General features: G+C 69.0%; 21 protein-coding genes and 2 pseudogenes. 11 read left to right on the top strand and 12 right to left on the bottom strand.

Going from position 1 to position 25,345, the window contains the following annotated elements:
- Window positions 1–59 precede the first annotated feature (59 nt).
- From ACWEN0_RS19800 to ACWEN0_RS19785, 4 genes are read right to left on the bottom strand one after another with little or no spacing between them, the layout of a single operon-like run.
- Entirely contained in the window at window positions 60–1,247 is a 1,188-nt protein-coding gene (locus ACWEN0_RS19800) for a M20 family metallopeptidase (protein ID WP_451975115.1), read from the bottom strand.
- A complete protein-coding gene (locus tag ACWEN0_RS19795; RefSeq protein ID WP_451975113.1) occupies window positions 1,244–2,008 on the bottom strand; it encodes an amino acid ABC transporter ATP-binding protein in 765 nt (254 codons plus the stop codon). Before ACWEN0_RS19795 ends, ACWEN0_RS19800 begins: the two co-directional genes overlap by 4 nt.
- Complete coding sequence (locus tag ACWEN0_RS19790; protein WP_451975111.1) at window positions 2,005–2,895, bottom strand: amino acid ABC transporter permease; 891 nt, start codon at window positions 2,893–2,895, stop codon at window positions 2,005–2,007. The genes ACWEN0_RS19795 and ACWEN0_RS19790 overlap by 4 nt, the downstream gene beginning before the upstream one ends.
- Before the next feature lie 59 nt (window positions 2,896–2,954).
- Window positions 2,955–3,905 carry an ABC transporter substrate-binding protein gene (locus ACWEN0_RS19785; RefSeq protein ID WP_451975109.1) on the bottom strand — a complete coding sequence of 317 codons (951 nt, stop codon included), beginning with the start codon at window positions 3,903–3,905 and terminating at the stop codon, window positions 2,955–2,957.
- Between the two features lie 130 nt (window positions 3,906–4,035).
- Between ACWEN0_RS19785 and ACWEN0_RS19780 the strand changes: the two genes are divergently transcribed.
- On the top strand, window positions 4,036–5,049 hold the full coding sequence (locus tag ACWEN0_RS19780; protein ID WP_451975107.1) for a hypothetical protein: 1,014 nt from the start codon (window positions 4,036–4,038) through the stop codon (window positions 5,047–5,049).
- Between the two features lie 223 nt (window positions 5,050–5,272).
- Here the strand turns inward: ACWEN0_RS19780 and ACWEN0_RS19775 are convergent, their stop codons facing one another.
- The gene (locus ACWEN0_RS19775) at window positions 5,273–6,166 is read right to left on the bottom strand and encodes an isocitrate lyase/PEP mutase family protein (RefSeq protein WP_451975105.1); all 894 of its coding nucleotides are present in this window, start codon (window positions 6,164–6,166) and stop codon (window positions 5,273–5,275) included.
- An 87-nt stretch (window positions 6,167–6,253) separates the two neighbouring features.
- Here ACWEN0_RS19775 and ACWEN0_RS19770 point away from each other — a divergent pair, with 87 nt between their 5' ends.
- From ACWEN0_RS19770 to ACWEN0_RS19735, 8 genes and pseudogenes are all read left to right on the top strand, one after another.
- Complete coding sequence (locus tag ACWEN0_RS19770; RefSeq protein WP_451975103.1) at window positions 6,254–6,934, top strand: GntR family transcriptional regulator; 681 nt, start codon at window positions 6,254–6,256, stop codon at window positions 6,932–6,934.
- Window positions 6,931–8,994 carry a hydantoinase/oxoprolinase family protein gene (locus tag ACWEN0_RS19765; protein ID WP_451975102.1) on the top strand — a complete coding sequence of 688 codons (2,064 nt, stop codon included), beginning with the start codon at window positions 6,931–6,933 and terminating at the stop codon, window positions 8,992–8,994. Before ACWEN0_RS19770 ends, ACWEN0_RS19765 begins: the two co-directional genes overlap by 4 nt.
- 3 nt (window positions 8,995–8,997) lie before the next feature.
- On the top strand, window positions 8,998–10,875 hold the full coding sequence (locus ACWEN0_RS19760) for a hydantoinase B/oxoprolinase family protein (protein ID WP_451975100.1): 1,878 nt from the start codon (window positions 8,998–9,000) through the stop codon (window positions 10,873–10,875).
- A complete protein-coding gene (locus ACWEN0_RS19755; protein ID WP_451975098.1) occupies window positions 10,872–11,495 on the top strand; it encodes an isochorismatase family protein in 624 nt (207 codons plus the stop codon). Before ACWEN0_RS19760 ends, ACWEN0_RS19755 begins: the two co-directional genes overlap by 4 nt.
- Window positions 11,496–11,623: 128 nt before the next feature.
- On the top strand, window positions 11,624–12,232 hold the full coding sequence (gene folE / locus ACWEN0_RS19750; protein ID WP_451975217.1) for a GTP cyclohydrolase I FolE: 609 nt from the start codon (window positions 11,624–11,626) through the stop codon (window positions 12,230–12,232).
- Window positions 12,233–12,311: 79 nt separating this feature from the next.
- Window positions 12,312–12,431: pseudogene (locus ACWEN0_RS19745) on the top strand (oxygenase MpaB family protein); the annotation flags it as partial.
- 76 nt (window positions 12,432–12,507) lie between these two features.
- Entirely contained in the window at window positions 12,508–13,083 is a 576-nt protein-coding gene (locus tag ACWEN0_RS19740; RefSeq protein ID WP_451975096.1) for an oxygenase MpaB family protein, read from the top strand.
- A gap of 11 nt (window positions 13,084–13,094) precedes the next feature.
- On the top strand, window positions 13,095–13,739 hold the full coding sequence (locus ACWEN0_RS19735) for an SDR family NAD(P)-dependent oxidoreductase (RefSeq protein WP_451975094.1): 645 nt from the start codon (window positions 13,095–13,097) through the stop codon (window positions 13,737–13,739).
- A gap of 119 nt (window positions 13,740–13,858) precedes the next feature.
- Here the strand turns inward: ACWEN0_RS19735 and ACWEN0_RS19730 are convergent, their stop codons facing one another.
- From ACWEN0_RS19730 to ACWEN0_RS19720, 3 genes are all read right to left on the bottom strand, one after another.
- Window positions 13,859–15,238 (bottom strand): jacalin-like lectin, encoded by a 1,380-nt coding sequence (locus ACWEN0_RS19730; protein ID WP_451975092.1) that lies wholly within the window; start codon window positions 15,236–15,238, stop codon window positions 13,859–13,861.
- Between the two features lie 270 nt (window positions 15,239–15,508).
- On the bottom strand, window positions 15,509–16,024 hold the full coding sequence (locus ACWEN0_RS19725; protein WP_451975090.1) for an FAD-dependent oxidoreductase: 516 nt from the start codon (window positions 16,022–16,024) through the stop codon (window positions 15,509–15,511).
- Window positions 15,982–16,740: an NAD(P)-binding protein gene (locus ACWEN0_RS19720; RefSeq protein WP_451975088.1), complete on the bottom strand. Its 759-nt coding sequence runs from the start codon at window positions 16,738–16,740 to the stop codon at window positions 15,982–15,984. Before ACWEN0_RS19720 ends, ACWEN0_RS19725 begins: the two co-directional genes overlap by 43 nt.
- A gap of 102 nt (window positions 16,741–16,842) precedes the next feature.
- Between ACWEN0_RS19720 and ACWEN0_RS19715 the strand changes: the two genes are divergently transcribed.
- Window positions 16,843–17,832 (top strand): helix-turn-helix transcriptional regulator, encoded by a 990-nt coding sequence (locus ACWEN0_RS19715; protein WP_451975086.1) that lies wholly within the window; start codon window positions 16,843–16,845, stop codon window positions 17,830–17,832.
- Window positions 17,833–17,921: 89 nt separating this feature from the next.
- Here the strand turns inward: ACWEN0_RS19715 and ACWEN0_RS19710 are convergent.
- The 4 genes and pseudogenes from ACWEN0_RS19710 to ACWEN0_RS19695 all read right to left on the bottom strand — a co-directional run.
- Window positions 17,922–18,137 (bottom strand): annotated as a pseudogene (locus tag ACWEN0_RS19710) (SAM-dependent methyltransferase); the annotation flags it as partial.
- Between the two features lie 54 nt (window positions 18,138–18,191).
- Complete coding sequence (locus ACWEN0_RS19705) at window positions 18,192–19,070, bottom strand: acetate kinase (RefSeq protein ID WP_451975084.1); 879 nt, start codon at window positions 19,068–19,070, stop codon at window positions 18,192–18,194.
- A complete protein-coding gene (locus tag ACWEN0_RS19700; RefSeq protein WP_451975082.1) occupies window positions 19,067–21,361 on the bottom strand; it encodes a phosphoketolase family protein in 2,295 nt (764 codons plus the stop codon). The genes ACWEN0_RS19705 and ACWEN0_RS19700 overlap by 4 nt, the downstream gene beginning before the upstream one ends.
- Before the next feature lie 324 nt (window positions 21,362–21,685).
- Window positions 21,686–22,438: a DUF2637 domain-containing protein gene (locus tag ACWEN0_RS19695; RefSeq protein WP_451975080.1), complete on the bottom strand. Its 753-nt coding sequence runs from the start codon at window positions 22,436–22,438 to the stop codon at window positions 21,686–21,688.
- Window positions 22,439–22,894: 456 nt separating this feature from the next.
- Here ACWEN0_RS19695 and ACWEN0_RS19690 point away from each other — a divergent pair, with 456 nt between their 5' ends.
- The gene (locus ACWEN0_RS19690) at window positions 22,895–25,333 is read left to right on the top strand and encodes a hypothetical protein (RefSeq protein WP_451975078.1); all 2,439 of its coding nucleotides are present in this window, start codon (window positions 22,895–22,897) and stop codon (window positions 25,331–25,333) included.
- The last annotated feature ends 12 nt before the right edge of the window (window positions 25,334–25,345 follow it).

The raw sequence follows: 25,345 nt of genomic DNA, 5'->3' as shown, positions 1-25,345 counted from the left end.
GGTGAGCAGCAACGCCGTGGCTGCGGTGCACAGCGCAGGTCGTGTCCATCGTGGTCTTCTCATCGGTCATCCTCTCGACGGTTCGTGGCGATGAGGGCAGCGAGCAGGGCGATCCGGCCGGGCACGGAAGCGACGTCCAGCCATTCCTCCGGCGTGTGGTCGGCGCCGCCAACCGGGCCTAGTCCGTCGAGGACGGGCACACCCAGGCCGGCGATGAGGTTGGCGTCCCCGACCCCGCCGGTGGCCGCGGCGCCGAGTTCGAGCCCGAGGTGCCTGCCGAGGGAGCGGGCTCGCTCGAACAGCGCTCGGGCCGCGGGGCCGTCTTCCATGACCGGGCAGTCGTCGATCTGGGTGACGACCGCGCTGGTGCCTTCGACGAGGAGCTGACCGGCCCGTTCGTGGATCGCTTTCGCGGCCCATTCCATGCCGTCCCTGGTCACCGAGCGCACTTCGAGGTTCAGGTCCGCTTCCGCGCACACGATGTTCGTCCGCTGACCGGCGCGCAGCACCCCGACGTTGACCGTGACGCCCGCCCGTCGGCCGTTCAGCGCCTGCAGCTCGAGGAGGAGGTTCGCCGCGGCGAGTGCCGCGTTGGCACCGCGTTCGGGTTCGATCCCGGCGTGCGCAGCCCGGCCGGTGACGCGGATGTGGAAGTCCGCGACGCCTTTGCGGGCGATCACCAGGTCGCCGTTTTCCCTGGCGCACTCGAGGGCCAGCGCGACATCCGCTCCTGCGGCGACAGCTTCGGTGACTTTCCGGCTCGCCGGCGAACCGACCTCCTCGTCGGGAGTCGCGAGGAAAACGAGTTCACCGAACTCGTCGAAACCGTTGTCCAGCAGGAGTTTCACGGCGGCCAGCCCGGCGAGCACACCGCCCTTGTCGTCGCTGACACCCGGACCGTGTGCGCGGTTGCCCACAACCGAGAACGGCCGTGCGGCGGCCGTGCCGCGGTCGAAGACGGTGTCGAGATGCCCGACGAGCAGGATCCTGCAAGCACGAACCGCCCGGCCGGTCCGCCTGCCGACGACGGCGTCACCGCGTCCGGCCAGCGGAGTCCTCGCGAGCCGGAACCCGAGATCGCTCAGGCGGCCTGCCACCCACGTGGCAACCTCGTTGACTCCTTCGGGATCGTCGGAGCCGGAGTCGATGGCCACCAGCTCCGCCAAGTCCTCCAGGTAGCCGGGGAGGGCGTCGTGTGCCCCGGCGTGCAGGAGCGCGATCAGGTCGGCGTCCGGAATGCTGATCACAGCACCTTCGCCAGGAACTCGCGCGTGCGTTTCTGCGTCGGTGCCTCCAGGACCTGCCGGGGGTCGCCGGCCTCGACGACGATGCCCTCGTCCATGAACACCGCGGTATCGGCCACTTCGCGGGCGAACCCGATCTCGTGCGTCACCACCACCATCGTCATGCCGTCCGAGGCCAGTCCGCGCATGACATCCAGCACGTCACCCACCAGTTCCGGGTCCAAAGCGGACGTCGGCTCGTCGAACAGCATGAGCTTGGGCCGCATGGCCAGCGCACGGGCGATCGCTACTCGCTGTTGCTGGCCGCCGGAGAGCTGGGCCGGGTAGTGGCCGGCCCGATCGCTCAACCCCACGCGGTCAAGCAGTTCGAGCGCGGTCTCGCGAGCCGCTGCCTTGCCCAGGCCGGACACGCGGACCGGCGCCTCCACGACATTCTCCAGCGCGGTCATGTGCCCGAACAGGTTGAACCGCTGGAAGACCATGCCGATCTGGCGGCGGCGCCGGGCCACATCGCGTTCCCGCAGTTCGAGCAGCTTGTTCCCCTGCTGCCGGTAGCCGACGAAGTCGCCGTCGATCGACAGCTCGCCGCCATCGATCTTCTCCAAGTGGTTCATGCAGCGCAGCAGGGTCGACTTGCCGGAGCCCGACGGGCCCAGCAGGCAGCACACCTGACCGCGGGCCACTTCGAGATCGATTCCGCGCAGCACCTCGAGGTGGCCGAACCGCTTGCGCACCCCGCGCGCGCTGACCATCACCGAGCTCATCGGTCTTCCTTCCGGGACGGGCGGCGGACCAGGCCACCAGCGAGCAGCCGGCCGAGTGGCCCGGCGTTGCCGGTCCGGGTGCCCCGGCCGTAACGGCGTTCGAGCCAGGCCTGAGGCGCGGCCAGCAGGGTGACCAGGACCAGGTACCAGGCGCCCGCGACGACGAGCATGGGGATGACCTGGTAGTTCTGCGCGTAGACGTCCTGGATGTTGGACATCAGGTCGTGCGCGGAGATGATCGAGACCAGGGCCGTCATCTTGAGCATGTTGATCACCTCGTTCCCCATCGGCGGGATGATCACGCGCATCGCCTGGGGCAGCACGATCCGGCGCAGGGTCAGCGTCGGCGGCATCCCGAGGGAGTGTGCGGCTTCGGTCTGGCCGACGTCGACGGACTGAATTCCGGCACGCACGATCTCGCTGCAGTAAGCGGCCTCGTTCAGCCCGAGCGCCAGCAGGGCGGCGATCGCCGGCGTGAGCACCGCGTTGGTGTCCGCGCTGAAGAACGTGATGTGCGTGAACGGGACACCGATCATGATCTTCTGGTACAGAGCGCCCGCATAGCCCCAGAAGATGATCTGGACGAGCAGCGGCGTGCCGCGGAAGAACCAGACGAACAGGCCGCCGAGCGCCGAGAGCACGGGGTTGGCCGAAAGGCGCAGCACCGCGATGACCGTGCCGAGCACCAGACCCAGCGCCATTGCGGCCGCAGTCAGCCAGAGCGTCGTCGCCAGCCCGCGGAAGACCAGGTCGGCGAACAGGTACTCGCCGACGATCTCCCAGTGGAGGTTCGCGTTCTTGGCGAGGGAGCCGATCAGGCCGGCCAGGGCGACGATCGCGATCACCGCGGTCGCCCAGCGTCCCCAGTGGCGCAAGGGGACGGTCACCAGATCACTTGGACGGGCCCGGTCCGCGATGGGTTCGGACTCTGTTTGCAAGGACATCCTCAGGCCTCCCCGGCGTTGCGGGTCGCCTTGGGCACGGCGATGGATTCGACGCCGTAGGCCGCGCAGATCTTCTTCACTGTGCCGTCGTCGATGAGGGCCTGCAATGCCTTCTGGACGGCGTCGGTCAGCTCGGGCAGGCGCTTCGACACTCCGATGCCGTTCGGCGTCGCGTCGTAACCGCCGCCGGCGGCGGGATCCTCGACCGACTCGAAAGCCGAACCGCCGTCCGCGGTCTTGGCCGTCCAGCCGGCCGCCGGTTTGGTCAGCACTTCGGCGACCACCTTCTGTGATCGCAGTGCAAGCTGGGCGTCCGAGTCCTTGGGGAAGGTCTGGACATTGATCGGCCCCGCCCCGGCGGCCTGGCACTTCGGCTGCTGGGCGGTGAGGAGGTCGGCCTGGTGGGTGGCCGCCTGGACGGCGACCGTCTTGCCGCACAGGTCCTGCAACGAAGTGATCTTCGCCGGATTGCCCTTGGCGACGAGGATCCCTGAGCCGGACACCGAGTAGTCCACGAAGTCCAGGACCTGCTGCCGCTTCTTGGTGTCGGTGATCGCGGACATCACGACGTCGAACTTGCCTGCTTGGATAGCGGGCACGATGCCGTCGAACTTCTGAGGCGTGAAGACGAACCGCACGCCGAGTTTGCCGCCCAGAGCCTGGCCGAGGTCGTAGTCGAGACCCGTGAGCTCGGGCTGGCCCTCTTTGACGAACATCTCGAACGGGGCGTACGGCACGTCGGAGGCGACGCGGACAGTGCCGGCGTCGCGGATCGCCGCCGGTAGCGCGGAATGCAGCGCGGCATCGGTCTGGACGACCGCGCCGGCCACGACGACGCGCTGCTCGGCGGTGGCCGGGGACGTGCTCTGGCTGCACGCCGTCAAGGTCGTGGCGAGTCCGGCAGCCAGAGCCGTCGCGAGCAGGCCGCGGGGGAGGGGAGTGGTCAGGTGCACGGCGGAAGCCCTTCCCTGGTATCCGGACGACGCTCTGCGACGGACGCCCGAGGGTGGAACGCAACTTACATCTTCTGGATTGAGAACACTAGATGTAATATGTGTTTCACGCAATCCTTGAGGAGGGCCCATGCAGCGTCGCTGGCTCACCGTCTTGGCTGCTTGCGTGGCTTTGACCGGACTGGCAAACCCCGTCGCTGATGCTTCGGCGACCAGAACCCGGGCGGGCAACACCGCCGACGTCACGCGATCCAGCTGGTCCGGGCCCGCCTACACGATGAACGGCTCGGGATCCGTGGTGGCGGAAACGATGCGCAAAGCGATCGACACCATCCGCGGCGGCACCGGCACCCTGGATATCGTGGTGCTCGCGGGCTCGACGCCCTCCAGTGGCAGCCGGACGCCCGAGTGCGACACCGTCATGGGGCTCGCCGGGGTAAACTCGTGCACGACCTGGGTGCTGACCCGGGCGAGCGACGGCAACGACAGCCGGGTCAACTCGGACGTCCGCAACGCGGAATTCGTCTACTTCGCCGGCGGCGACCAGTGCCGGTACGCGGCCTGGAAAGGCACGTCCCTGCAGGCTTCGGTCCAGTCGGTCGTGGCCAAAGGCGGCGGCTCGGGTGGCGGAAGCGCGGGAACACACATCAACAGCTCGATCGTCTATGACGCCTGCTCCGGCAGCGTGGACAGCCGAGCTGCGCTCCAGAACCCCTACGATCCGGACATCAGCTTCACCACCGGCATGTTCTCCTGGCCGAACTACGGCGACACCATCAACGACTCGCACTTCGTCACCCGTGATCGCATGGGCCGCCTGATGGCGTTCACCGCGCGAGCGGTCGCGGATCGGCTGGCGACGAGCGGTGCGGTCTGGGGGGCCGGCGTGGAGGAAGGCGGATCGCTCTTCCTGGGGCCCAACGGAACAGCGACTCTGTCCGGCCAGGACGCGTACATCGTCTTGGCCGATCACCAGCCGGAGCAAGCCGTCGCCGGGCGGCCGCTGACCTACCGCGGATTCAAGATCTGGCACCTCAGGCCGGGCTCGACGTTCGACTTCCGCACCCGGCCGACGACGGGCTACTACCTCCGCGACGTGATCGACGGCAGCGCGGATCCCGACCTCTACGGCACGGCGTACTGAGCAGTTGTCGCGGTTCGGCTGCCAGGTTCCGGACCGGGCAGCCGAACCGCACGCCGCGCCCGTTTGTCCAGGCGATGACGGCGACCCGCAGCGGTAGGCCGCAGGCGGCGGGTGCGAGTGATGCGGACACCGAGGCGGAGCGGCCCAAGGTGCACGGAGTGGCGGGTCGAGAGCGTGGTCGGGCTTTTGGGTCGCGTACCAGTCCCGCCGGGCTTAACCGAGCTCAGCCGTTCCCGAACTGTCGTTCGAGTTGCTCGATTTCGGGTAGGCCCGCCAATGTCGTGAATTCGTCGAACGTCGGGAGCTTGCCCAGTAGCGCTTCCGGCGTGCCGCCGCGCCGAAGTGCATCGAGGAGGCGGCGCATACCGGCGGTTGCGGCCAACAGTGTTCCGATGGGGAACAGCACCAGGGAGAAACCCAGTTCGCGTATGCGAGCCAGCGACAGCGGGGGAGTGCGGCCGCCCTCGGCCCAGTTGAACACCAGTGGCACGGTGCCGGCCAGCTGTTCGGCGACGCGCTCGATATCGCCTTCCGACGTGGGCGCTTCGACGAAGAGAAGATCGGCGCCGGCGTCGGCGTAGGCTTTCGCCCTGTCGATCGCGTCCTCGAGGCCGTGGGTTGCGGCAGCGTCTGTCCGGGCGATGAGCAGGAAGTCCGGGTCGTGCCGAGCCGCCACCGCCGCCCGGATCTTGCCGGCCATCTCCGCCCGCGGAATGACCTCCTTGCCGCGGAGATGCCCGCATTTCTTGGGCATCACCTGGTCTTCGAGGTGGATCGCCGACACGCCCGCCTGCTCGTAGGCCCGCACCGTCCGCATCACATTGACCGCGTTGCCGTAACCCGTGTCTGCGTCGGCGATGACCGGCACGTCGACCGCGGAGACCAGCCGCGCGGCGTTGCCGACCATCTCGGTCATCGACAGCAGACCGACGTCCGGCCGGCCTATCAGCGACGCGGTGGTGCCGAACCCGGTCATGTAGACCGCATCAAACCCGGCTTGCTCGATCAACACGGCGCTGAGCGCGTCGTAAGCGCCGGGAGCGACCAGCAGGCCCTCGCCCAGCAATGTCCTGAGCCTGCGGCCGGCGGGACGATTCGCGCTCATCAAGGTCCCCATCCAGCCTCCTTGCATACAATACCGAGGAAAGTATGCCTCAGAGCTTGCCATTCGGCGACCATCGGCCTAGATTGCACACAATCCGCGGTGTGTGAGGTGATCTTGACCCAAACGGCGACTACCTCCGCGCGTGCACTCGGCACGTTGCGCGAATTGATCCTCAACGGCGATCTGGCGCCCGGTTCACGGCTCGGCGAGTCCGAGCTCGGAGCCCGGCTGGGAGTCAGCCGGACCCCGGTTCGAGAGGCGCTGACCCGGCTGGCCGCTGAGGGCCTCGTCGAGCTGGTTCCCAACCGCGGAGCCCGGGTCAGCACCTGGACCCGGGCCGAACTCGACAGCGTGTTCGACCTGCGCACGGTTCTCGAACCCGAGCTGGCCGCGCTCGCCACCGTACTGGCGGACGCCCGTGACATCGCGGAGCTCGACGCCTTGGCCCGGCGGATGGTCGAGGTGGGGAGCCCGGGGCCGCGGCAGGACCTGGACACGCTCGTCACCTTGAACCGCGCGTTCCACGCGAAGATCGTCGCGCTGGCCGACCGCCCGGCGATGGCCGTCGCTCTCGCCGGCGCGATCCGGGCGCCGATCGTGCTGCGCAACTTCCACACCTATGACGAAGTGTCGTTGCGCCGCAGCCTGGCTCACCACGGGGAGCTGGTTGCGGCGATGCAGGCCTGCGACCCCGCCTGGGCCCAGGCCGTGATGACCGCTCACATACGCAACGCCCGGACCGTGATGGTGCGGGCCTTCGGAGAGCAGGCGCGGACATGAACTACCGGCTCGGAGTCGACGTCGGCGGGACCTTCACCGACGTCCTGCTCGTCGACGAACAGAGCGGCGCCACTTGGCGCGCGAAAGTTCCCTCCACTCCGGACGACCAGTCCGCCGGGGTGCTCTCCGGGATCGCGAAGGCCTGCGGAGCCGCCGGCGTCGAGCTCGCCGAGGTCACGCAAGTGCTGCACGGCACCACAGTGGCGACCAACGCGATCCTCGAGGGCAAGGGAGCCCGCGTCGGCCTCGTCACCACCCGGGGGTTCCGGCAGGTGCTGCAGATCGCCCGATCGTACGTGCCCGGCGGGCTCGCCGGCTGGATCATCTGGCCCAAACCGGAGCCGTTGGCCGCGCTGGAAAACACCGTCGAGGTCGACGAACGGCTGACCAGCGACGGGCGAGTCCTGCGCGACCTGGACGAGCAGGACGTCCGGACCCAGCTCGCCAAGCTGCAGGGCCGGGGAATCGAGGCGCTGGCGATCTCGCTCATCAACTCGTTCGCCGACCCCGCACACGAACGCGCGGTCGCCCGGATCGCGGCGGAAATTCTTCCCGGGGTGCCGATCTCGCTGTCCTCCGACGTGCTGCCGGAGCTGCGCGAGTACGAGCGCACGATCACCACGGTCGCCAACGGCTACGTCCAGCCCCAGGTCAACCGATACGTCACCACACTCGCGCGCCAGCTGTCGGCCGGTGGCGTTCCCGGCGAGCTCGCCATTCTCCGCAGCGACGGTGGCCTCTCCGCCGCCGACGCGGCGGCTTCGGCGCCGGTGACCATGTTGTTGTCCGGACCGGCAGGCGGGGTGACCGGAGCGGTCTGGGTGGCCGAGCAGTGCGGATACCGCGATCTCATCACCTTCGACATGGGGGGAACGTCGACCGACGTGGCCCTCGTGCAGGACCTCAGCCCGCGCATCGGCCGGGAGACGAAAGTCGGCGACCTCACTGTCCGGGCCTCGAGCGTCGATGTGCGGACTGTGGGCGCCGGCGGCGGCTCGATCGCGCACGTCCCGCCACTGACGAAGGCACTGCGGGTGGGTCCGCAGTCCGCGGGCGCGGCCCCCGGACCGGCGGCTTACGGCCGCGGCGGCGCCGAACCCACGGTCACCGACGCCAACGTGGTGCTCGGCTACCTGCCCGAATCGCTCGCCGGAGGCGAGATCGCCCTCGACCGCGACGCCGCTCGGCACGCGGTAGGCAGCATCGCCTTAGCGATGGGGTTGCCCGACGCCGAGGCCGCGGCGGCCGGGATCGTGGACATCGTCAACGAAAACATGCTCGGCGGCCTGCGCCTGGTCTCCGTTCAGCAGGGATTCGACCCCCGCGACTTCGCGCTCGTCGCGTTCGGGGGAGCAGGACCGTTGCACGCCAACGCCTTGGGCAAGCTCACCTGCGCGTGGCCGGTGATCGTCCCGCCGTCACCCGGCGTCCTCTGCGCCCTTGGCGATGCCACGACCGGCATGCGGGACGCCGCCGCACGGACCGTGTTGCGGCGCTTCGCCGATCTCACCGGTGCCCAGCTGGTCGCCATCCTCCGCGAGCTGGGGGAGGAGGCAGCGGAAAGACTGGCTGTGCAGGGCATCGGACGGGACACCCAGTCCGTGTCCTTCGAGGTCGACGTCCGCTACCACGGCCAGGGCTTCGAAATCCCCGTCGGCATCGAGCCCGGCTGGCTGGAGACGCCGGACACCGCACTCGACGTCCTGGCGAAGACGTTCGACGCCGAACACGACCGCATGTTCTCCTTCCTCCTGCAGGTCGACCACGAGCTGGTCAACGCTCGCGCGACCGCGTCGGGGCCACGTCCGTCAGTGGCGCTGACGACTCTGGAGCGGGGTGACGGTGATCCGGCTCCGGCACTCCTGCAGACGCGGTCCGTTCACTTGTCCGGTGGTGAGGTGGACGCAGCCGTGTACGACCGCGCGAAGCTCCGCGCCGACGACGTGGTGACCGGGCCGGCGATCATCACCGAAGTGGACTCGACCACGCTCGTGCTGGCCGGACACGTGGCGACCGTGCACCGGTCCGGCAGCCTCCTCATCACCCCTGCGGAGGGCTGAACCATGGCACGGATCATCGAAACGGTCACCGGAGCGCTCGACGCCGCCGAGGTGGACCCGGTGACGCTGGATCTGATCGAGAACGGCCTGCGCAACGCCAGGTACGAAATGGACGAAGTCCTGTTCCGGACGGCGCTATCGCCGGGGATCCGCGAACAGCACGACGAGTTCCCGCTGATCGGCGACCCGCTCGGCCGGATGGTCGTGGGCCAGTTCGGCCTGTCCATCCCGGACTTCCTGGACGGGTTCGACGACACGGTCGAGGAGGGCGACGTCCTCCTGACCTCGGATCCGTACGCGTGCGGTGCGGCCATCAGCCACGCCAACGACTGGCTGCTGGTGCTGCCGATCTTCCATGAGGGACGGCTGGTGGGCTGGGCGTCGATGTTCGGGCACATGTCCGACGTCGGCGGCAAGACGCCGTGCTCGATGCCCACGGACGCCCGCACGATCTACGAAGAGGGCGTCGTCATCCCGCCGTTCAAGCTCTACCGCCGCGGTGAGCTCAACGCCGACGCCCTGCGCATCATCCTCAACCAGGTCCGCATGCCGGACTGGAACCGCGCCGACGTCAACGGGCTGGTCGCGGCCTGCCGCACGGCCGCGCGCCGGGTCGTCGAGATGTGCGAGCGGTTCGGGACGGCGACCTATCTTTCGGCACTCGATCACCTGCTCCGGCGCAACTACGACGCCATGAAGGTCCTGCTGGCCACGGTCTTCGAAGACGGCAAGACGATCAGCTTCACCGACTACATCTGTGACGACGGCGTCGGCAACGGACCCTACGAGCTCAAGCTTTCGCTCACCCGCCACGGCGAGAAGGTCCACCTCGACTTCACCGGCAGCTCGCCGCAAGCGGCCGGGCCGGTCAACTACTACATCAACGAGAACCTGACCCGGATGTTCTTCGGGATCTACATGATCACCGTCGCCGACCCGCAGATCCTCTGGAACGACGGCTTCTACCCGCTCGTGGACGTGACCATCCCGGACGGGGCGTATTGGAAGCCGAGGCACCCGGCGTCGCTCAACGGCCGCAACCACGGCATCGGCCGGGTGTTCGACCTGTTCGGTGGCCTGCTCGGGCAGACCAACCCGGCGTTGCTGAACGCCGCCGGGTTCTCTTCCAGCCCGCACTTCATGTTCTCCGGTCATTACACGACGGGCGATCGCGCGGGGGAATGGTTCCAGCTCTACTCGATCGGCTTCGGGGGCATCCCGGGCCGGCCGCTGGGCGACGGCCCCGACGGGCATTCGCTCTGGCCGAGCTTTGTCAACATCCCCTGCGAATACCTGGAATCATACTATCCACTGTGGATCGAACGGTGGGAGACGGTGGCCGACTCGGGCGGTGCCGGCAAGCATCGCGGCGGCAACGGAGTCGACGTTTCCTACGTTTTCGAGGAACCGGGTACCATCGCTATCCACGACGACCGCTGGCTGACCTACCCATGGGGCGTCAACGGTGGCGCCCCGGGTGCGCGCGGCACCAAGTGGCTCGAGCGCGCCGACGGGTCGCGTCAGGTGCTGCCGAGCAAGTGCCACGACGTTCCGGTGGCGCGAGGGGACGTCCTGCACTTCGTGACCTGGGGCGGTGGCGGGTGGGGAGACCCGCTCGCGCGCGAGCCGTCGCTGGTCGCGCTCGAGGTCGAGCGCGGGCTGGTGAGCCGGCCGGGCGCGCGACGGTACGGCGTGGTCCTCGGCGATGACGGCTCGGTCGAAGAATCCGCCACCGAAGCGCTGCGGAGCGAAATGCGCGCCGCTCGTCCGGCCGAACTGCCGATCTTCGACATGGGGCCACCGATCGACGTCCTGCTTGAGCGCTGCGAAGCCGAAACGGGACTCCCTGCGCCAAAACGACCGCATTGGAGCTCCTCGTGACCGGGCCGCACGGGTCGGCTTTCTCGGGACGTCTCGGCTGGGGAATCCGACCGGCCGTCGTGGTCGTCGACTTGGTGCGCGCGTACACCGAGCCCGGCGGTCCCTTCGAACTCCCCGTTCCGCGGCCGGCCGTGGACGCGACCGCCGAACTGGTTTCCGCGGCACGAGTGGGCGGCCATCCGGTTGTCTGGACCGTTGTGGTGTACGCGGCGAACTTGCTCGACGGTGGCCTGTTCGTGCGCAAGGTACCGGCCCTGGCGGCGTTCGCCGAAGGCGCCGGCGGCGTGTGGGGCGAGATTTCGCCGCCGCTGAAGCCGCACGACGGCGACCTCGTCGTCACCAAGCAGTACGCCTCGGCTTTCTTCGGCACTGCGCTGGCCGGCGGTCTGCACGCGGTTGGTGTCGATACGGCGGTCATCGCCGGAGTGTCCACCTCCGGTTGTGTGCGCGCGTCCGCCACTGACGCGATCGGCCACGGCTTCCGCCCGATGGTCGTCCGGCAGGCGTGTGCGGACCGGAGACGGGCGTTGCACGAGAACAACCTAGCCGACCTCGACGCCAAGTACGCCGACGTCGTGGATCTTTCCGAGGCGGTCGCGAAGCTCAAGACCCGCGGATAGCAGGGAGGTTCGAGACGGGGCCCTTCGGCAGTGCGTCATGGGTCCGGACGATCTAGACTCGGTTGCATCGTTGCCGCATCGATTCGTTTGGTCTACTGTGCGGACCAGGAGAACTCATGTCCGATTCCATGCCCGCGGTCGAGCTGGGGGACACGGCGCCGGCCGCTCTTCCGCTCCGTGACGGCATTGACTTGGCGCGAGCCGAAAAGGCCGTCGCCGAGCTGCTGATCTCGCTCGGCAAGGACCCGTCCTCCGAGCACCTTCGGGATACACCGAAGCGCGTCGCCCGTTCGTACGCCGAGTTGATCACCCCGCGTGACTTCACGCTCACGACCTTTCCCAATGAGGAAGCCTACGACGAACTGGTCGTGGCGCGGCGGATTCCGGTCCGGTCGCTGTGCGAGCACCACATGCTGCCCTTCCAGGGCTTCGCCCACGTCGGTTACCTGCCGGGTGCGCGAATTCTCGGGCTGTCGAAGTTGGCCAGGGTGGTTGAGTTGTTCGCCCGGGACCTCCAGGTCCAGGAACGGCTGACCAAGCAGGTCGCGGACTGGCTTCAGGAGAACCTCGCGCCGCGTGGTGTGGGGGTGGTCATCGAGGCAGAGCATCTTTGCATGTCCTTGCGTGGCGTCCAGGCCGGCGGTTCCAGCACTGTCACCTCCGCCCTGCACGGACTGATCCGCGACGATCGCAAAACCCGGGAGGAGTTCCTCGCGGTGACCGGGATCCGGGGATGACAACTCGGGGCAGGTCCGTGCTCGTCTCCGGGATGCCCTGTTCAGCCGCGTGGCCGGCCCCGACGGTCCGGAAAACCGGATGCGCATCCACGGCCCCGGTCCCCGCTGGTTCGCCCCCGACAGCGCCATCAACCGGGTCCACGCGGACTCGGCGATGTTCGTGGGCGGGCTGCGAGCACTGCTTCTGCAGTCGCTGCACCCGCAGGCGATGGCCGCCGCGGCCGCGCATTCGAGTTTTCGCGGCGATCCTTGGGGCCGGCAGCACGTTCCTCGCCGTGACCACGTTCGGCTCGATCACCGACGCCGAAGGCGCTATCGAGGCCGTTCGCGCCGTGCACGGCTGGATGGTGGGCACGGGACCCGGCGGCGAGCCTTTCCGGGCGAGCGTTCCGTACCTGCTCAACTGGGTCTACATCGCGGCGATCGACAGTTTCCTTCGCGCTCACCAGCGTTACGGAGCCGCGCCTCTCGATGCGTCAGACTGCGACCAGCACGTGGCCGAGACCGCGTTGGTCGCGAGCCGGCGCGGTGTCATCGAGCCGCTGCGAACGCGGGCGGAGCGGGACCGGCAGCGAACGAGCTACCGATCGGAACTGCGGAGCACGCGCGAGGCTCGTAGCGCGGCTCGGTTCCTCCTGGTGCAGCCGCTGATCCCGCTCGCGGCCCGTGCGCCCTATGCCGTCTTGGCCGCGTCTGCAGCCGGACTCCTTGCTCGGTGGACCCGGCCGCGCCTGCGGTTGCCTTGCCTACCACTGGTCGAAGCCATCGCAGTCCGGATCTCCGGTCATGCGCTCGTCAGCGGTGTGCGCTGGGCCATGTCCGTCCCTGAGTCGCGGGGTGGTGCCGTGTGAAGGGGACCCGTGTGCTGGTCGCCGGCGCTACCGGCGTTCTGGGGAAGGCGATCGTCCGAGAACTTGCCGCGCGAGGTGCGCGTCTCGCGGTGACCGGCCGGGATCATGCCCGGTTGGCGAGCCTCGCCGATGAGGTGGGTGCGCATGCGGAGGTCTTCGAAGCCTACGATGTCGACAATGCGAGCAGTGTCGTACGACGTTCCGCTGATGCGCTCGGCGGGTTGGACGTGGCGCTGGTGGCGTTCGGGGTCGTGGCGTTCGGCCCGGCCGACCGGACAGCGGACGCCGTCACCGAGCATTTGTTCGCCGTCAACGCGCTCGCTCCGATCGCCTTCCTGCGGGCCGCTTTGCCGTTGCTTGATCGCGGTGGCGCGATCGGTGCGATCACCGGTGTCGTGAGCGACCGGCCGGTACCGGGTATGGCGGCGTACTCGGCGTCGAAAACGGCCCTGTCGGCCTGGCTCACCGCAACTCGCGTCGAGAACCGCAAGCGTGGCGTTCACGTCGTCGACGCCCGTCTGCCGCACATGGACACCGGGCTCGCCGATCGGGCAGTCGCCGGTGAAGCACCTCGGCTGCCGCGTGGTGCCGACATCGACGAGGTGATCGGCCGGGTGCTGGACGCCCTGTCGGCGGGCGAACCGGAGGTTCGTTGAGCACCGGAAAACGGTTATTCGCCGGAATAGGCCCAACGGCCACGACGGTTGCCCACGCATCATCCGATGGCTCGCCGGCGGCGTGCTGGTCCCGGCACTCGTCCGCGCGGCAGTCGGGTTCAGCGTGCGGTGAAGATGAGTCCCAGCTTGTCCACCTCGTCGCTGGAACGGCCGTGGAGCCCCGCGATCTGCCAGGCGGGTGGCGCGGTGTAGGTGGTGCAGTCGGAGGTCGTCGTTCCGCCGCCGAGCGAGTTGCCGGTGTTCGTGGTGAACCGCGCGAAGAAGATCCTGGTGTGCCCCTGGTAGTTGCCCCGGCACAGATACGCGGAGACGGGATACTCGCCGATCGCCAGTGTCAATGCTTTCGCGGTGCCGCCGTTACCGCCGTGGCTGATGGTGACACCATCAGCCCTCGTCATGCTCACCTGGTCGACGCGAGAACCTGCGCGGATCCCGAGCACGGTCACCCGCCCGCTCTCGGGAGTCCGGTCCAGGTCGGTGAAGTAGTCGCCGTGTGGTCCGCCGAACTGGTCGCTGAGTCGGTAAGCGGAGCTGTGCGTCCACGCGAACCGGACGGCGATCGGGTCGTGGTCGGACAGCATCACGCCCGCGGAGTTCAGGAACCCGGCATGTTCGTTGTTGTACGACGTGGCGGTCAAGTTCACGAGCTTGTTGCCCCGGTAGAGGATCTTGTCCACCACCTCGCAGTCGTTGGTGACTGCTTGTTCGTCGCACACGAGGGCGTCGCTGCCGGCCACCGGCGGCGTGCCGCCCCGCTGCACCTGGACCCAGGCGTCGGTCAAGCCGGTTCGCGTGGCGAAGGTCCGGATGGTGTCGGCGGCGCGCGTGTAGCGGGTGTTGGTGTCGCCCATGACGATCACCGCATTGCCTGCCGAGTGGGAGGCGATGAACGACGACAGCTGCTCGAGGTTGTCGGCTCGTGAGGACAGGTCGCCTGCCGAGGTGCCCGCGTTGGTGTGCAGGTTGTACGTGTCGACGTACAGGCCTTCAGCCAGCCGGAGCCGCATGAAGGTGAAGCCCTTGGGAGTCAGGCAGTCGCCCGAGTCGAACTGGCACGAGTTCCACCGGACGCGTTCGAAGTCGTCACTGTCGTAGGGAAGCGACGACAGTGTGTTCAACCCGCTGCCGATCCCGGCTCCGCCGCTGGTGGGCGTCCGGAACGAATGGCTGTCCGCGGCGTAGAGGTTGGCGTGGTAGTTGAAATTTTCCTGGACGTGGACGACGTCGTATGGCGCCAGCCGTTGTCCGATGGCGGTGGTCGCGGGGGCGCGCGGAGTCGGCGCGCTGGAGATGCCGTCGGGCAGGCCGGCGACGTTGTAGGACAAGACGGAGAAGGTGCCGGTGGCATCGGACGTGGCTTGGGCACTGGGTGCGGGACCGGCCATCGCGATCGTGGCGGCCGCCAGGACGGGGAGCGTTCTGCGCATGACTGGCCCTTCTGCTGCTGGGAAGGCAGGCGAGTAGTGAGCCGCGCACACTGTGCCACACCGCAGTGCATATTACGAATACTTCTCATGTTTTTGAGTGATCCGACGTCGGGTGGTAGAGGTTGATCGGCCGGTGGCAGCAGCTCTACCGGATTGGGGCGGACGACCGGATGAACAGGGCAGTCGAGCCGGGCCGGCAAAAGTGTGCGTGACTGCGTGGCCACGATCGCGCCCGCTTGCGGGCAAAGCGAGGAGTCTCGACCTCGACCGGTACCGAGGGCTGGTGATGGGTGAGTCAGAGCAGCCCTTGTTTGCGTGCCTTCAAGACGTGCGCCTGAATTTGTTCATGAACGCCAGCACCGGAAGACCGACGGCCGTGGCAGGTGCGCCGACGCGGGTGTTCGTGGCCAGTATCCAGCGCACCGGCTTCATCGCCGCTGTCAGCACTGCGCCGCCTCGAATGCGCATCCCGGCTTCGAAGCCGCCCACAGCGTCCACGAGTGTGGTGGCACCGCTTCGCACTTCGAGGAGATGCCTCACCAGGCTCGCCGCGTCCTGGATCGCGGCACCCGCGCCCATTCCCGCGGTCGGCGGTGTCGCGTGGACAGCATCGCCGAGGGCGGTGACCGATCCGGCTGACCATGGCGCCAGGTCTCGCGCACGGGTCGGGGCCGCGTTGAACCGGAATGCGGCCACACTCCCGGCGCCGGCCTTCGCCACCACTTCCAGGATGCGCTCGCTCCAGTCGTGCTGGCGGAAACGGTCAAGCACCGCCTCTCGAAGCACCGCGCCCGTCAGCTCGCGGACGGATGCGGTCTCGGGGGAATCCGGGAACATCGCTCCCCAGATGTAGGTCGGGCCGGGCGTAATCGCCGCACGCAGGTGTGGTGCGTCCAGGGCACAGTTGCCCACCGGATCGAGGTACCCCGTGTAGAGCGCAGTTCCTCGAGGACCGACCGCGAGTCCGGATCTGGGACCGAGGCGCTCGCCTTCCGCGGAGCCGAGGTCGGTGGCTGCAGTCCGGCCGGAAACGCCGATGATGCCGGCAGGGCGGTTGGTGGGTCGACCGGCAAGGTGTTTGCCACCAGCGAGTGCGTCCCGTCCGCGCCGACGAGCAACTCGCCTGTCGCGGAGGTGCCGTCGGCGAACTTCGCTCGCGGTGCGTGATCGATGTCGGTGACCGTGTGCCCGAGGTGGAGGCTTTCCCCGGCGGCCTCGGCGAGCAAGACCCGCAAGGTCACCCGATCGACGTCGATCCCGGCATCGTCTTCGAGGTTCGGTCCGTGGCCCAGCAAACGTCCGCGCCGGTCCCAGAACGCGTCCGGCGCCCGCAATCGCAGTGCTGAGGACGAAGCCAGCAGCCGGGTGAAGATCGCCGGTTCGACGAGCTCCCCGAGCGCTGTCTGCGTGGCGTGGTCGAGCGTGATGTGGTATCCCGCTGTCGCGGTGACGTCGGTGTCGCGGTCGAACACGGCGACGTCGAACTCGTGACGGCGCAGGCCGGCCGCCAGTGCCAAGCCGCCGATACCGCCGCCGACGATGATGATGCGCATTCCGGTGTCGCCTTCCTGGTTGATCGAAGAGAGGGGCTTCGGTCGCAGACGATGCCTGCAGTAGTGGACACGGGATGTCCACTACTGGCGTAAGATTTCGCCATGGCCGACACCTCGCGACGCGCCTTGCATTTGTTGTCCCTCTTGGCGACGCGCCGCCAGTGGTCGTTGAGCGAGCTCGCCGCTCGACTTGAGGTCAGTGAACGCACGGTTCGCCGCGATGTGGAGACTCTGCGCCAGCTCGGCTACGCGATCGACCCGCTTCGCGGACCTTCCGGCGGCTACCGGCTCGGCACCGGACTGGCGTTGCCGCCGCTGCTCTTCGACGACGAGCAGGCACTGGCGATCGCGGTCGCCCTGCAGACCGCGCCCAGCACGGTCTTCGGTCTCGGTGACGACGCAGCCCGCGCTCTGGACGTCCTGAAACAGGTGATGCCGGCGAAGCTGCGGTCGGCCATGGACGAGCTGCGCCTGACCAAGGTGCACAACTACTGGGAATTCGCCGCGCCGCCCATCACTCCGGAGCCGCTGAAGGCCGTCGGCAACGCAGTGCGGCAGCGGCAACTGCTCGTCATCGACATCCTGCGTCCGGACGGAACTCGCCCGCAGCCACGCGACGACGACTTCGCGCCACCGCAGCGGCTGGAGCCACACCACCTCGTGGTCTGGGCCGGGCGCTGGTACGTCGTCGGCTACGACCTCGGCCTCGACCGCTGGAGCGTGATCCGCGTCGACCGGATCAGGATCTCGGCGTCGATCGGTACCGGCTTTTCCCGCCGAGAGTTGCCCGGTGACGACGTCGCCCAGTTCGTCATGAAGTCCCACGACCGAGGTGATACACCGGCCGAGTGGGGATGTATCGGTCGTGCGCGCCTGAGGGTTCCGGCCGCCACCGTTGCGCGGTGGGCGCCGGGTGGATCGGTCGTGGAACAGCTGGGCCCCGAGCATTCCCGGCTGACGGTCAGCGCGTGGTCGTGGGCCGGCATCGCTGGAATCCTCGCCACTTTCGACGCCGAACTGTCCGAAGTGGAGCCCGCGGAACTCGTTGACGCGTGCCGTCGCCTGAGGGAAAAGTGGGCCGCGTTGGCGTGAGGCTGCGGCAGCGAGACATCAGCTCCCCACCGTGGAACCTTGTCGGTGCTTGCTGGCGACGGTAGCCAAACCGCAGGACTCCACGGGTCCTCGCCTCGCGCTGCGTCGTCCTTGGGACGCCACTGATGCAGCCATACCAGACCGGGTTCGACCAGTTCCAGGTCGCCGAAGAGCGCGTGGATCTGTTCCTGGGTATGAAGGCTGGCTGCGTGATTGGTGTACCGGCGGTAGGAGTCCGTGACAATCTCCGACTGCGCGTGCAGGGCGGACTCCTCGGCCGCCACGTGGATGTGGGACAGCGCCATGAAGCTGGTTACGTGTCTGCGCACCGGTCGGGCCTGCGGGAACCGCGAGCCCGATCACGCAACAAGCGCGTCGACCCGGTCCAGGCTCGCCGCGACCGCCGCCAGCTCGCGGCGGGTGCGGTGCTCGAACACCGCCATCGCGAACCGGGCCTTGACGTCGCCGGCGCGGCTGTCGCGGACCAGGTCGCAGGTGTCGTCCGACGTGCCGGACAGGCCAAGCAGCCCGGAATGGTGGTAGAGAACGTCTTCCAGCTCCTCCACCGAGACGTGCCCTTCACGCAGCAGCCACAACAGCATGCCCGGATCGACGGTGCCGGAGCGTTTCGCCATCATCGTCCCCTCCAGCGGCGTGAACCCCATGGAGGTGTCGACGCTGCGCCCGCTGGCGACCGCGCATACCGAGCACCCGCCGGACAGGTGCGCCACCAGCAGCTTCAGCTCGCCGACTGGCCGGTCGAGCAGCTCGGCAGCTCGGCCGACAGCCCAGTCGAAAGACAGGCCGTGGAAACCGAACCGACGCAGGTCCCAGCGGGCTCGCCAGCGCGCGGGCACCGGGTAGGTGCGGGCGATCTCGGGCAGGCCGTGGTGGAACGCCGTGTCCGGGCAAACGACGTGCGGCTTGTCCGGCAGCAGCTCCGTCAGCCGGTCCAGCAGCAACTCGGTGTTCGGCACGTGCTCGGGAGCAAGGGATTTCGCCGCAGCGACCCCGGCGCGCACACTGTCGTCGACGACCGAGGGCGCGATCAAGTCCGGGCCGCCGTGCACGAGCCGGTGCGCGACCGCGTCGACCGCCAGGCCGTCCACGAAGGACTTGACGTCGTCGGTGGCCTCGGCGGGTGGCCTGCCGATCTCCGCCGAGTCGACGACGTCGCCGTCCTCGACCACGTGCAGGCGCAGGCTACCCGATCCGGGGTTGACCGTGAGGACCTTCATCCGCGCCACCGCCAGCCGGTGATCTCGCCGGGATCTTGACCGTCCTGATAGGACCGGACGAGCAGCGTATCCCGCCGCCTGATCAGATCACGGGCGATGTCACCCCCGGCCGACGCCCAGCCGGGTGCGCGGGTGACGGCGTCGGCAGCGAGGTCGTGGCGGGTCATCCGGTTGCTCGCCAGCAGGTCGAACGGCGTCGTCGTGGTGCCTTCTTCCCGGTAGCCGTGCACGTGGAACCGGGTCGTGGCGGGCCGGCCGTGCAGCACCTCATGGACGGCGGACGGGTAGCCGTGGAAGGCGAACACCACCGGCAGATCCTCGCCGAAACAGTCCGCGAACGCCTCGTCGGACAGTCCGTGCGGATGCCGTTGCGCCGGGGACAGCGACAGGAGGTCGACCACGTTGACCACCTGAACGCGCAGTTCGGGTGCGACATCACGCAGCAGCTCGACGGCGGCGAGGGTTTCGACGGTCGGAGTGGTGCCGGCGCAGGCGAGCACGACGTCCGCGGCACCGTCGGTACTGCCGGCCCACGACCAGACCGCCGCCCCGGCCCGGCAATGCGCGCGAGCCTGCTCAGGCGAGAGCCACTGGGGCCCGCTCTGCTTGCCCGCGACCACAACGTTGATCAGGTCGGTCGAAGCCAGGCAGCGGTCCATGACCTCCAGCAGCGTGTTGGCGTCCGGCGGCAGGTAGATCCGCGCGGTGGTGGCCTTCTTGGTGAGCATCTGGTTGATGAACCCGGGACCTTGGTGGCTGTAGCCGTTGTGCTCCTGGCGCCAGCCGTCGCTGGAGAGCAGGTAGTTCAGGCTCGCCACCGGCGCCCGCCACGGCACCTCGCCCGACATCTTGAGGAACTTGGCGTACTGATTCACCATGCTGTCCACAATGGACACGAAGGCCTCGTAGCAGGGGAACAGGCCGTGGCGGCCGGTGAGCAGGTAGCCCTGCAGCCAGCCCTGACACAGGTGTTCCGAAAGCACCTCCTGCACGCGCCCCCGAGAGGCCAGGTGCTCGGTGTAGCCGGGCACCGTCCGGTCGAACTGCCGCGACGTGGCCTCCAGCAGCGGGCCCAGCTTGTTGGACTCCAGCTCGTCCGGGCAGACGACGCGGAACGTCGTCGGCGCGCGTTCGACCAGCTCGGCCAGCCAGCCGGCCAGCACCTCGGGAGCGCTCGCGTCCGAGCCACCAGGTGCCTCGACGGCGACGGCGTACTTCCCGACGTCGGGTAGCGGCAGGTCACGACGCAGGAGGCCGCCGTTGGCCTGCGGGACCCGGCCCAGCCGCAGGGCGGGCTCGGGCAGCACCTCGAGGAGGTCCGGCACGGGTGCACCGGCGGAGCCGAACAGCTCCTCGGGCCGGTAGGACCGCATCCACCGCTCGAGGGCGGCGAGTTGCTCCGGGTCCTCCTCCGCGTCGGGCAGCGGGACCTGGTGGGCGTGGAACGTCCCGGCGAGCGGCGTTCCGTCCGGCGTGGTCTCCGGCAGCCCGAGGCCCTTGGTGCTGCGCAGCACGATCATCGGAGGTGGGCCGGTCACCTGTTCGTTCGCCTGCGCCAGCGCCTCCGCGAGCGGGGTGTCGGGGTCGTCGGTGTCGCGGACGTCGACCAGCAGCGGGCGCCAGCCGCAGCCGGTGAAGTAGGCGACGATCTCGTCGTCGGACATCGCTTCGAAGATCGTCGGTGACGCGATCTTGTAGCCGTTGAGGTGCAGGATCGGCAGCACCCGGCCGTCGCCGCGGCTGGTGAACTTCGGCGAGTGCCACGCGGCCGCGGTGGGGCCGGTCTCGGCTTCTCCGTCACCGATGATGCAGGCGACCAGCAGCCCGGGGTCGTCCAACGCGGCGCCGAACGCCGTGGCGAGGGCGTAGCCGAGTTCACCGCCTTCGTGGATGACGCCGGGTACCTCCGGAGAGAGGTGACTGGGGAACCCTCCGGGCCAGGAGAAGCGGCGGACCAGCTCGGCGAGGCCGTGCCCGTCCAGGGCGAGCTTGTCGTCGTACTCGGCGTGGGTGCCTTCCAGCCAGAGATTGGCGTGGATCGCGGGTGCACCATGGCCGGGTCCGGTCACCAGCAGCGTCCGCTGCCCGGTCGCGGCGACCAGCCGGTTCAACCCGGCGTAGATCAGCGTCAGGCCCGGGCAGGTACCCCAGTGCCCGAGCGGCCGCGGCTTCAGATGCTCACGGCGGAGAGGCTCGGCGAGCAGGACGTTGTCCTTCAGGTAGATCATCGCGGCGGCGAGGTAGTCGCACGCTCGCCGGTAGCGGCGCAGGGTTTCGGCCTGGCCAGGCACAATCGCTCCCTTCGACGACTCGTCCCCGGGTACCCGCGCGACCTTGACCCAACCGTGCCGACGGGTGCTCCGCGGCTTGAGTGCCAAGTCGCGGAGCGCTACGTGTTCTGTCCGGGGAGGTTGGGATCGTGGCGACACGTGGCCCGAACCGGGGCGAACTGCGCCTGGCCCCGCTGCATCGTCGATTTCAAGTCGGCCCTGCAGGTGGGCAACCGCAGCGAAACCGCTATGTCCGACCGGTCCGACCGCCCGCACATCAGCCCCGGCCCGGACCTGCAGAGCCGTCGGATGCAGACCCACCAAACCTCCACCGGACGCATCAATTCACGTCCTGGTTCGCCCGGCGCTCCCAGACGTCCCGTGATCGCGTTCGGTCCTTGCCGGAGGGCGAGTCAGAACCATCCGGTTCGCCTGTTCGGACGAGCTCGCTCCTATCGGTGGCTCGGCGGCGTCTACGGCCGAGCCGAGCTGTCCGGCTGCACGCCACTTGCGCAGGATCCGGCGGCCGTAGTTGTGTGTGCCGGCTACCCGGTCCAGTTCTGCGCCGGAGGGGATACGGCCCTCGCGGCATTCCGCCTCGTAAAACGCCCACATGCGCTGCTCGGCAGTTTGCTCCACAGGTACCGGTGAACCTGTGGATAACTCGTCCGACGTCCCTTCCTCGACGTGGGACGCTGCCATTGCTGGTGTCGCGCGGCGTCGCTTCAGCGCTCGGTTGAGCAGCTCGACCGCGAGGAGCAGAGCCAGGGGTGGGCAAGCCGCGACCATGATGCCGAACGCGTTCAACGCCGAGGCCGAGGCAATGTTGGCGCAGAGCGAGAGGGAGATGCCGAACACGAAGGAGAGCCATGCCTGCCACCGGCTGCCGTTTGCCGGCTTCCAGAGCTCGACGGTCGCGATGGTGAGCAGCCCGTCAACGATCAGGGGCCAGATCCAGGCTGTCGCCTCGTCCGCGCCGAAGCGCAGGGCGAAGTGGAGGCCGTGCCGGTAGGATGCGAAACCAGCACCCAGAGCGACGAGGCCGGTGAAGAAGCACTGGACGCCCAGAGCAAGGTCGTCGCGGGACGGTTTCCTCATGACCGCTCCCGGCGACGGCGACCGAACTCGACGAGGGTCAGAGTTGCAGAGATCTGCAGGTCAGAGGTACTGCGGGAGTGCGTGGATGCTGTCCGTACCCGATCGGGGGTACTTACCGCGAAGTCCGTCTGACCCAGGTCAGGCGGACTTTTTGCTGTGGTCCCTCGCGCGGACGAGGTCGTCCGAACCGGTTGCTTCCCGCGCTCACGCCGACCTCGCTCGGCGTCGTGCCCGGGGTGCGGGGGATGGCTCCGCGGCGCTGTACCCGGGTCCCGCCCTGCCGCACCAAGCGAGAAGGTCGTGGCGCCGGTGACCCACCGCCCCGGCTGACACAATCCGCGGGTGCCCACGCCCGCCGGACCGTCCACGCCAGCACCGACCCGCACACGGCGGAGACTCGCCATCCTCACGCTGTTCGGGGCCGTTCTCGTCGGCTACGCGGCGTTCAGTGACACGTTGGATGCCAAAGCGGTTGCGTCGCTGTGCGTTGGCCTCGCGTGCGGCGGCGTCGGCTACCTGTTCATCGTGATGCTGCGCGCGGAAGACCGGAGAGCCATCGAGCGGACCGCTCCGGCGCGGCCGCGGGAGCGAGCCGATCCGGTCACCGAATACCTCCGCAGTCCCGAGTTCGAGGACTTCGACGCCTGGTCCGCGCGGCTCGCCCTGCGCGTCCTCGTCGAGGACGCCCTCACCGAGCCGGACGTCGTCGCGGCACTCGCCGGCGAGGGGCTGGGCCAGGACGACGTCCGGACGAGCCTGTTCGCCGACGACTCGCTCGTCGCCCGGATCCGCATCGAGCAGGACCGGCTGGTCCGCGAAGGCATCGAGAGCACGCCGGTGCCGCGCCGGCGCGTCCCGCGCGCCGGCGAGTTCTTCCTGCTGCTGGCGATCGCGGTGGCCGGGATCGGTTACCTCGTCCTCTTGAGCGCCGCCTGGCCGCGCCTGCCGTTCCCGTGGCGCGTGGTCGGGATGGCCGGGCTGATCGGGGTGGGCGGGCTGTCGGCCGGGCTCGTCGTGCGACGGGCGCCGGACCTCACCGGGATGGCCGGCGGGCAAGGCGAACCGCGGCCGCATCCCGAGCTCCTGCGTCTCGGCGACCGGCGCGAGGCCCTGGTCGCCGAGCTGGTCCGGCCGGCGATCCACGAGTTCGCCCGCGCCCACCGGTCCGTCCGCTACGGGACGAAGCTCGCCCACACCGGCGAATCGGGGCTCGGCGAGAGCGACGGCGGCGAAGTCGTCATGACCGCCGGAGCGGAACGGCTGCGGCGCATCATCGAACGAGCCGACTCCGGCGCGGTGGCCCTCGCCGGCTCGCGCGGGGTCGGCAAGACGACCGCGATCGAGGCCATCCGGCAGGGCAAGCTGAGCACCGCCGGCCTGCCGCCGCTGGTCGTCCTCGCCTCCGCGCCGGCGAACTACGACGCCCGCGACTTCGTGCTGCACCTGCACGCGCTGATCTGCCAGACCGTCATCGAGCGGACGTCGCAGGCGCTCGCGCCGGGATTGCCGCGGACCCAGGGCGAACGCCGGGCCGCGGTGCGCCGCGGGCTCGTCAAGCTGGTGCGGGTCTTGGGTTTCACGCTCGTCTGCCTCGGCGGCGCGCTCCTCCTGTGGGGCGTCCCGGTGGCCCGGTTCCCCGCCGAGATCGGCGGGCTGGCGGCCGCGGCCGTCCGGGACCTCCCGATGTCCGCCCAAGTCCTGTGGAGCGGCCAGCCCGTTACGCACGTCATCGCCGCCGGCCTGATCGTCCTCGCCGCCTGGCGGCTCGTCTCGTTCGCGGTCCTGACGCCGTTGAGCGCGCTGGTGGTCTTCGGGTTCCGCCGCCGGCACCGCGCCCTCTTCGAGCTGCGCCGGTCGGCTGTCCACCAGCTGACGCGCACGCGGTTCCTGCAGACACACACCACCGGCTGGTCGGGCAAGCTGACCCTGCCGCTGAAGGGCGAGGCCGGCCGGACGTGGTCGACGCAGCGGGCCGAACAGCAGCTCACGCACCCGGAAGTCGTCGAGGAGCTGCGCTCGTTCGCCGGCAAGAGCGCGCGGACCCTGCGGGACAACGGGGTGATCGGCAGGCTGGTCATCGCCATCGATGAGCTGGACAAGATCGGCGAACCCGAGAAGGCCCACCAGTTCGTCAATGACGTCAAAGGAGTCTTCGGGGTCCCGGGCTGCCTGTTCTTCGTCTCGGTGTCGGACGACGCCGTGCTCAACTTCGAGCAGCGCGGGCTGGGCATCCGCGACGCGTTCGACAGCGCCTTCTCGGAAATGGTGCGCCTGGAGCACTTCACCCTCGACGAAAGCCGGCAGTGGGTCGCGTCGCGGGTCGCCGGGGTCACCGAGCAGTTCTGCTACCTCAACCACTGCCTGTCGGGTGGCCTCCCCCGGGAGCTGCGGCGCTACACGGTCGAGATGCTCGACGTGGCCGCGCGGGAGTACGAGCCGACGCTGGCCGCGGTCACGCTCGCGCTGGTCCGGCGGGACCTGGCCGGCAAGATCCACGCGCTCGTCGGGCTGCTGGGCACGTTCGACGCCGAACCCGAGCACGTCGCGCTCACCGCGCGGCTGCTCGCGATCCGCGACGCGGTGAACCCGCTGGAACTCGCGCGGATGGCGGCCGACCTGGTGGGGGAGACGGTGGAGACGTCGGTGCAGCCGGCCGACGTCGTCCGCTGGAACGCGGGCTGCTTCACCTTGTTCTGCGCGACGTTGCTCGACGTCTTCACCGATTCGCTCGAGCACGGGGCCCTCACGGAAGAGCTGCACCAGCTCGCGCTGGCCCGCCGGCAGCTGCCGGCGCACCCGCAGCTGGCGTGGCAGCGGATCGGGGACTTCCGCAAGGCGCACAACCTCGACCCGGGTGTCGACGGACGGTCGAAAGACGGTCGACGGCGGCAGTGAAGGATGGGTGCT

It is taken from the genome of Amycolatopsis sp. NPDC004378, assembly GCF_053602455.1.
This window is presented reverse-complemented; position numbering and strand designations above follow the sequence as displayed.

Bases quoted from the DNA above. Each gene is read 5' to 3' on its own strand.
- ACWEN0_RS19795 (WP_451975113.1), bottom strand. From the start codon at position 2,008: ATGAGCTCGGTGATGGTCAGCGCGCGCGGGGTGCGCAAGCGGTTCGGC.
- ACWEN0_RS19780 (WP_451975107.1), top strand. From the start codon at position 4,036: ATGCAGCGTCGCTGGCTCACCGTCTTGGCTGCTTGCGTGGCTTTGACC.
- ACWEN0_RS19775 (WP_451975105.1), bottom strand. From the start codon at position 6,166: ATGGGGACCTTGATGAGCGCGAATCGTCCCGCCGGCCGCAGGCTCAGG.
- ACWEN0_RS19765 (WP_451975102.1), top strand. From the start codon at position 6,931: ATGAACTACCGGCTCGGAGTCGACGTCGGCGGGACCTTCACCGACGTC.
- ACWEN0_RS19760 (WP_451975100.1), top strand. From the start codon at position 8,998: ATGGCACGGATCATCGAAACGGTCACCGGAGCGCTCGACGCCGCCGAG.
- folE (WP_451975217.1), top strand. From the start codon at position 11,624: ATGCCCGCGGTCGAGCTGGGGGACACGGCGCCGGCCGCTCTTCCGCTC.
- ACWEN0_RS19725 (WP_451975090.1), bottom strand. From the start codon at position 16,024: ATGTTCCCGGATTCCCCCGAGACCGCATCCGTCCGCGAGCTGACGGGC.
- ACWEN0_RS19720 (WP_451975088.1), bottom strand. From the start codon at position 16,740: ATGCGCATCATCATCGTCGGCGGCGGTATCGGCGGCTTGGCACTGGCG.
- ACWEN0_RS19715 (WP_451975086.1), top strand. From the start codon at position 16,843: ATGGCCGACACCTCGCGACGCGCCTTGCATTTGTTGTCCCTCTTGGCG.
- ACWEN0_RS19705 (WP_451975084.1), bottom strand. From the start codon at position 19,070: ATGAAGGTCCTCACGGTCAACCCCGGATCGGGTAGCCTGCGCCTGCAC.
- ACWEN0_RS19695 (WP_451975080.1), bottom strand. From the start codon at position 22,438: ATGAGGAAACCGTCCCGCGACGACCTTGCTCTGGGCGTCCAGTGCTTC.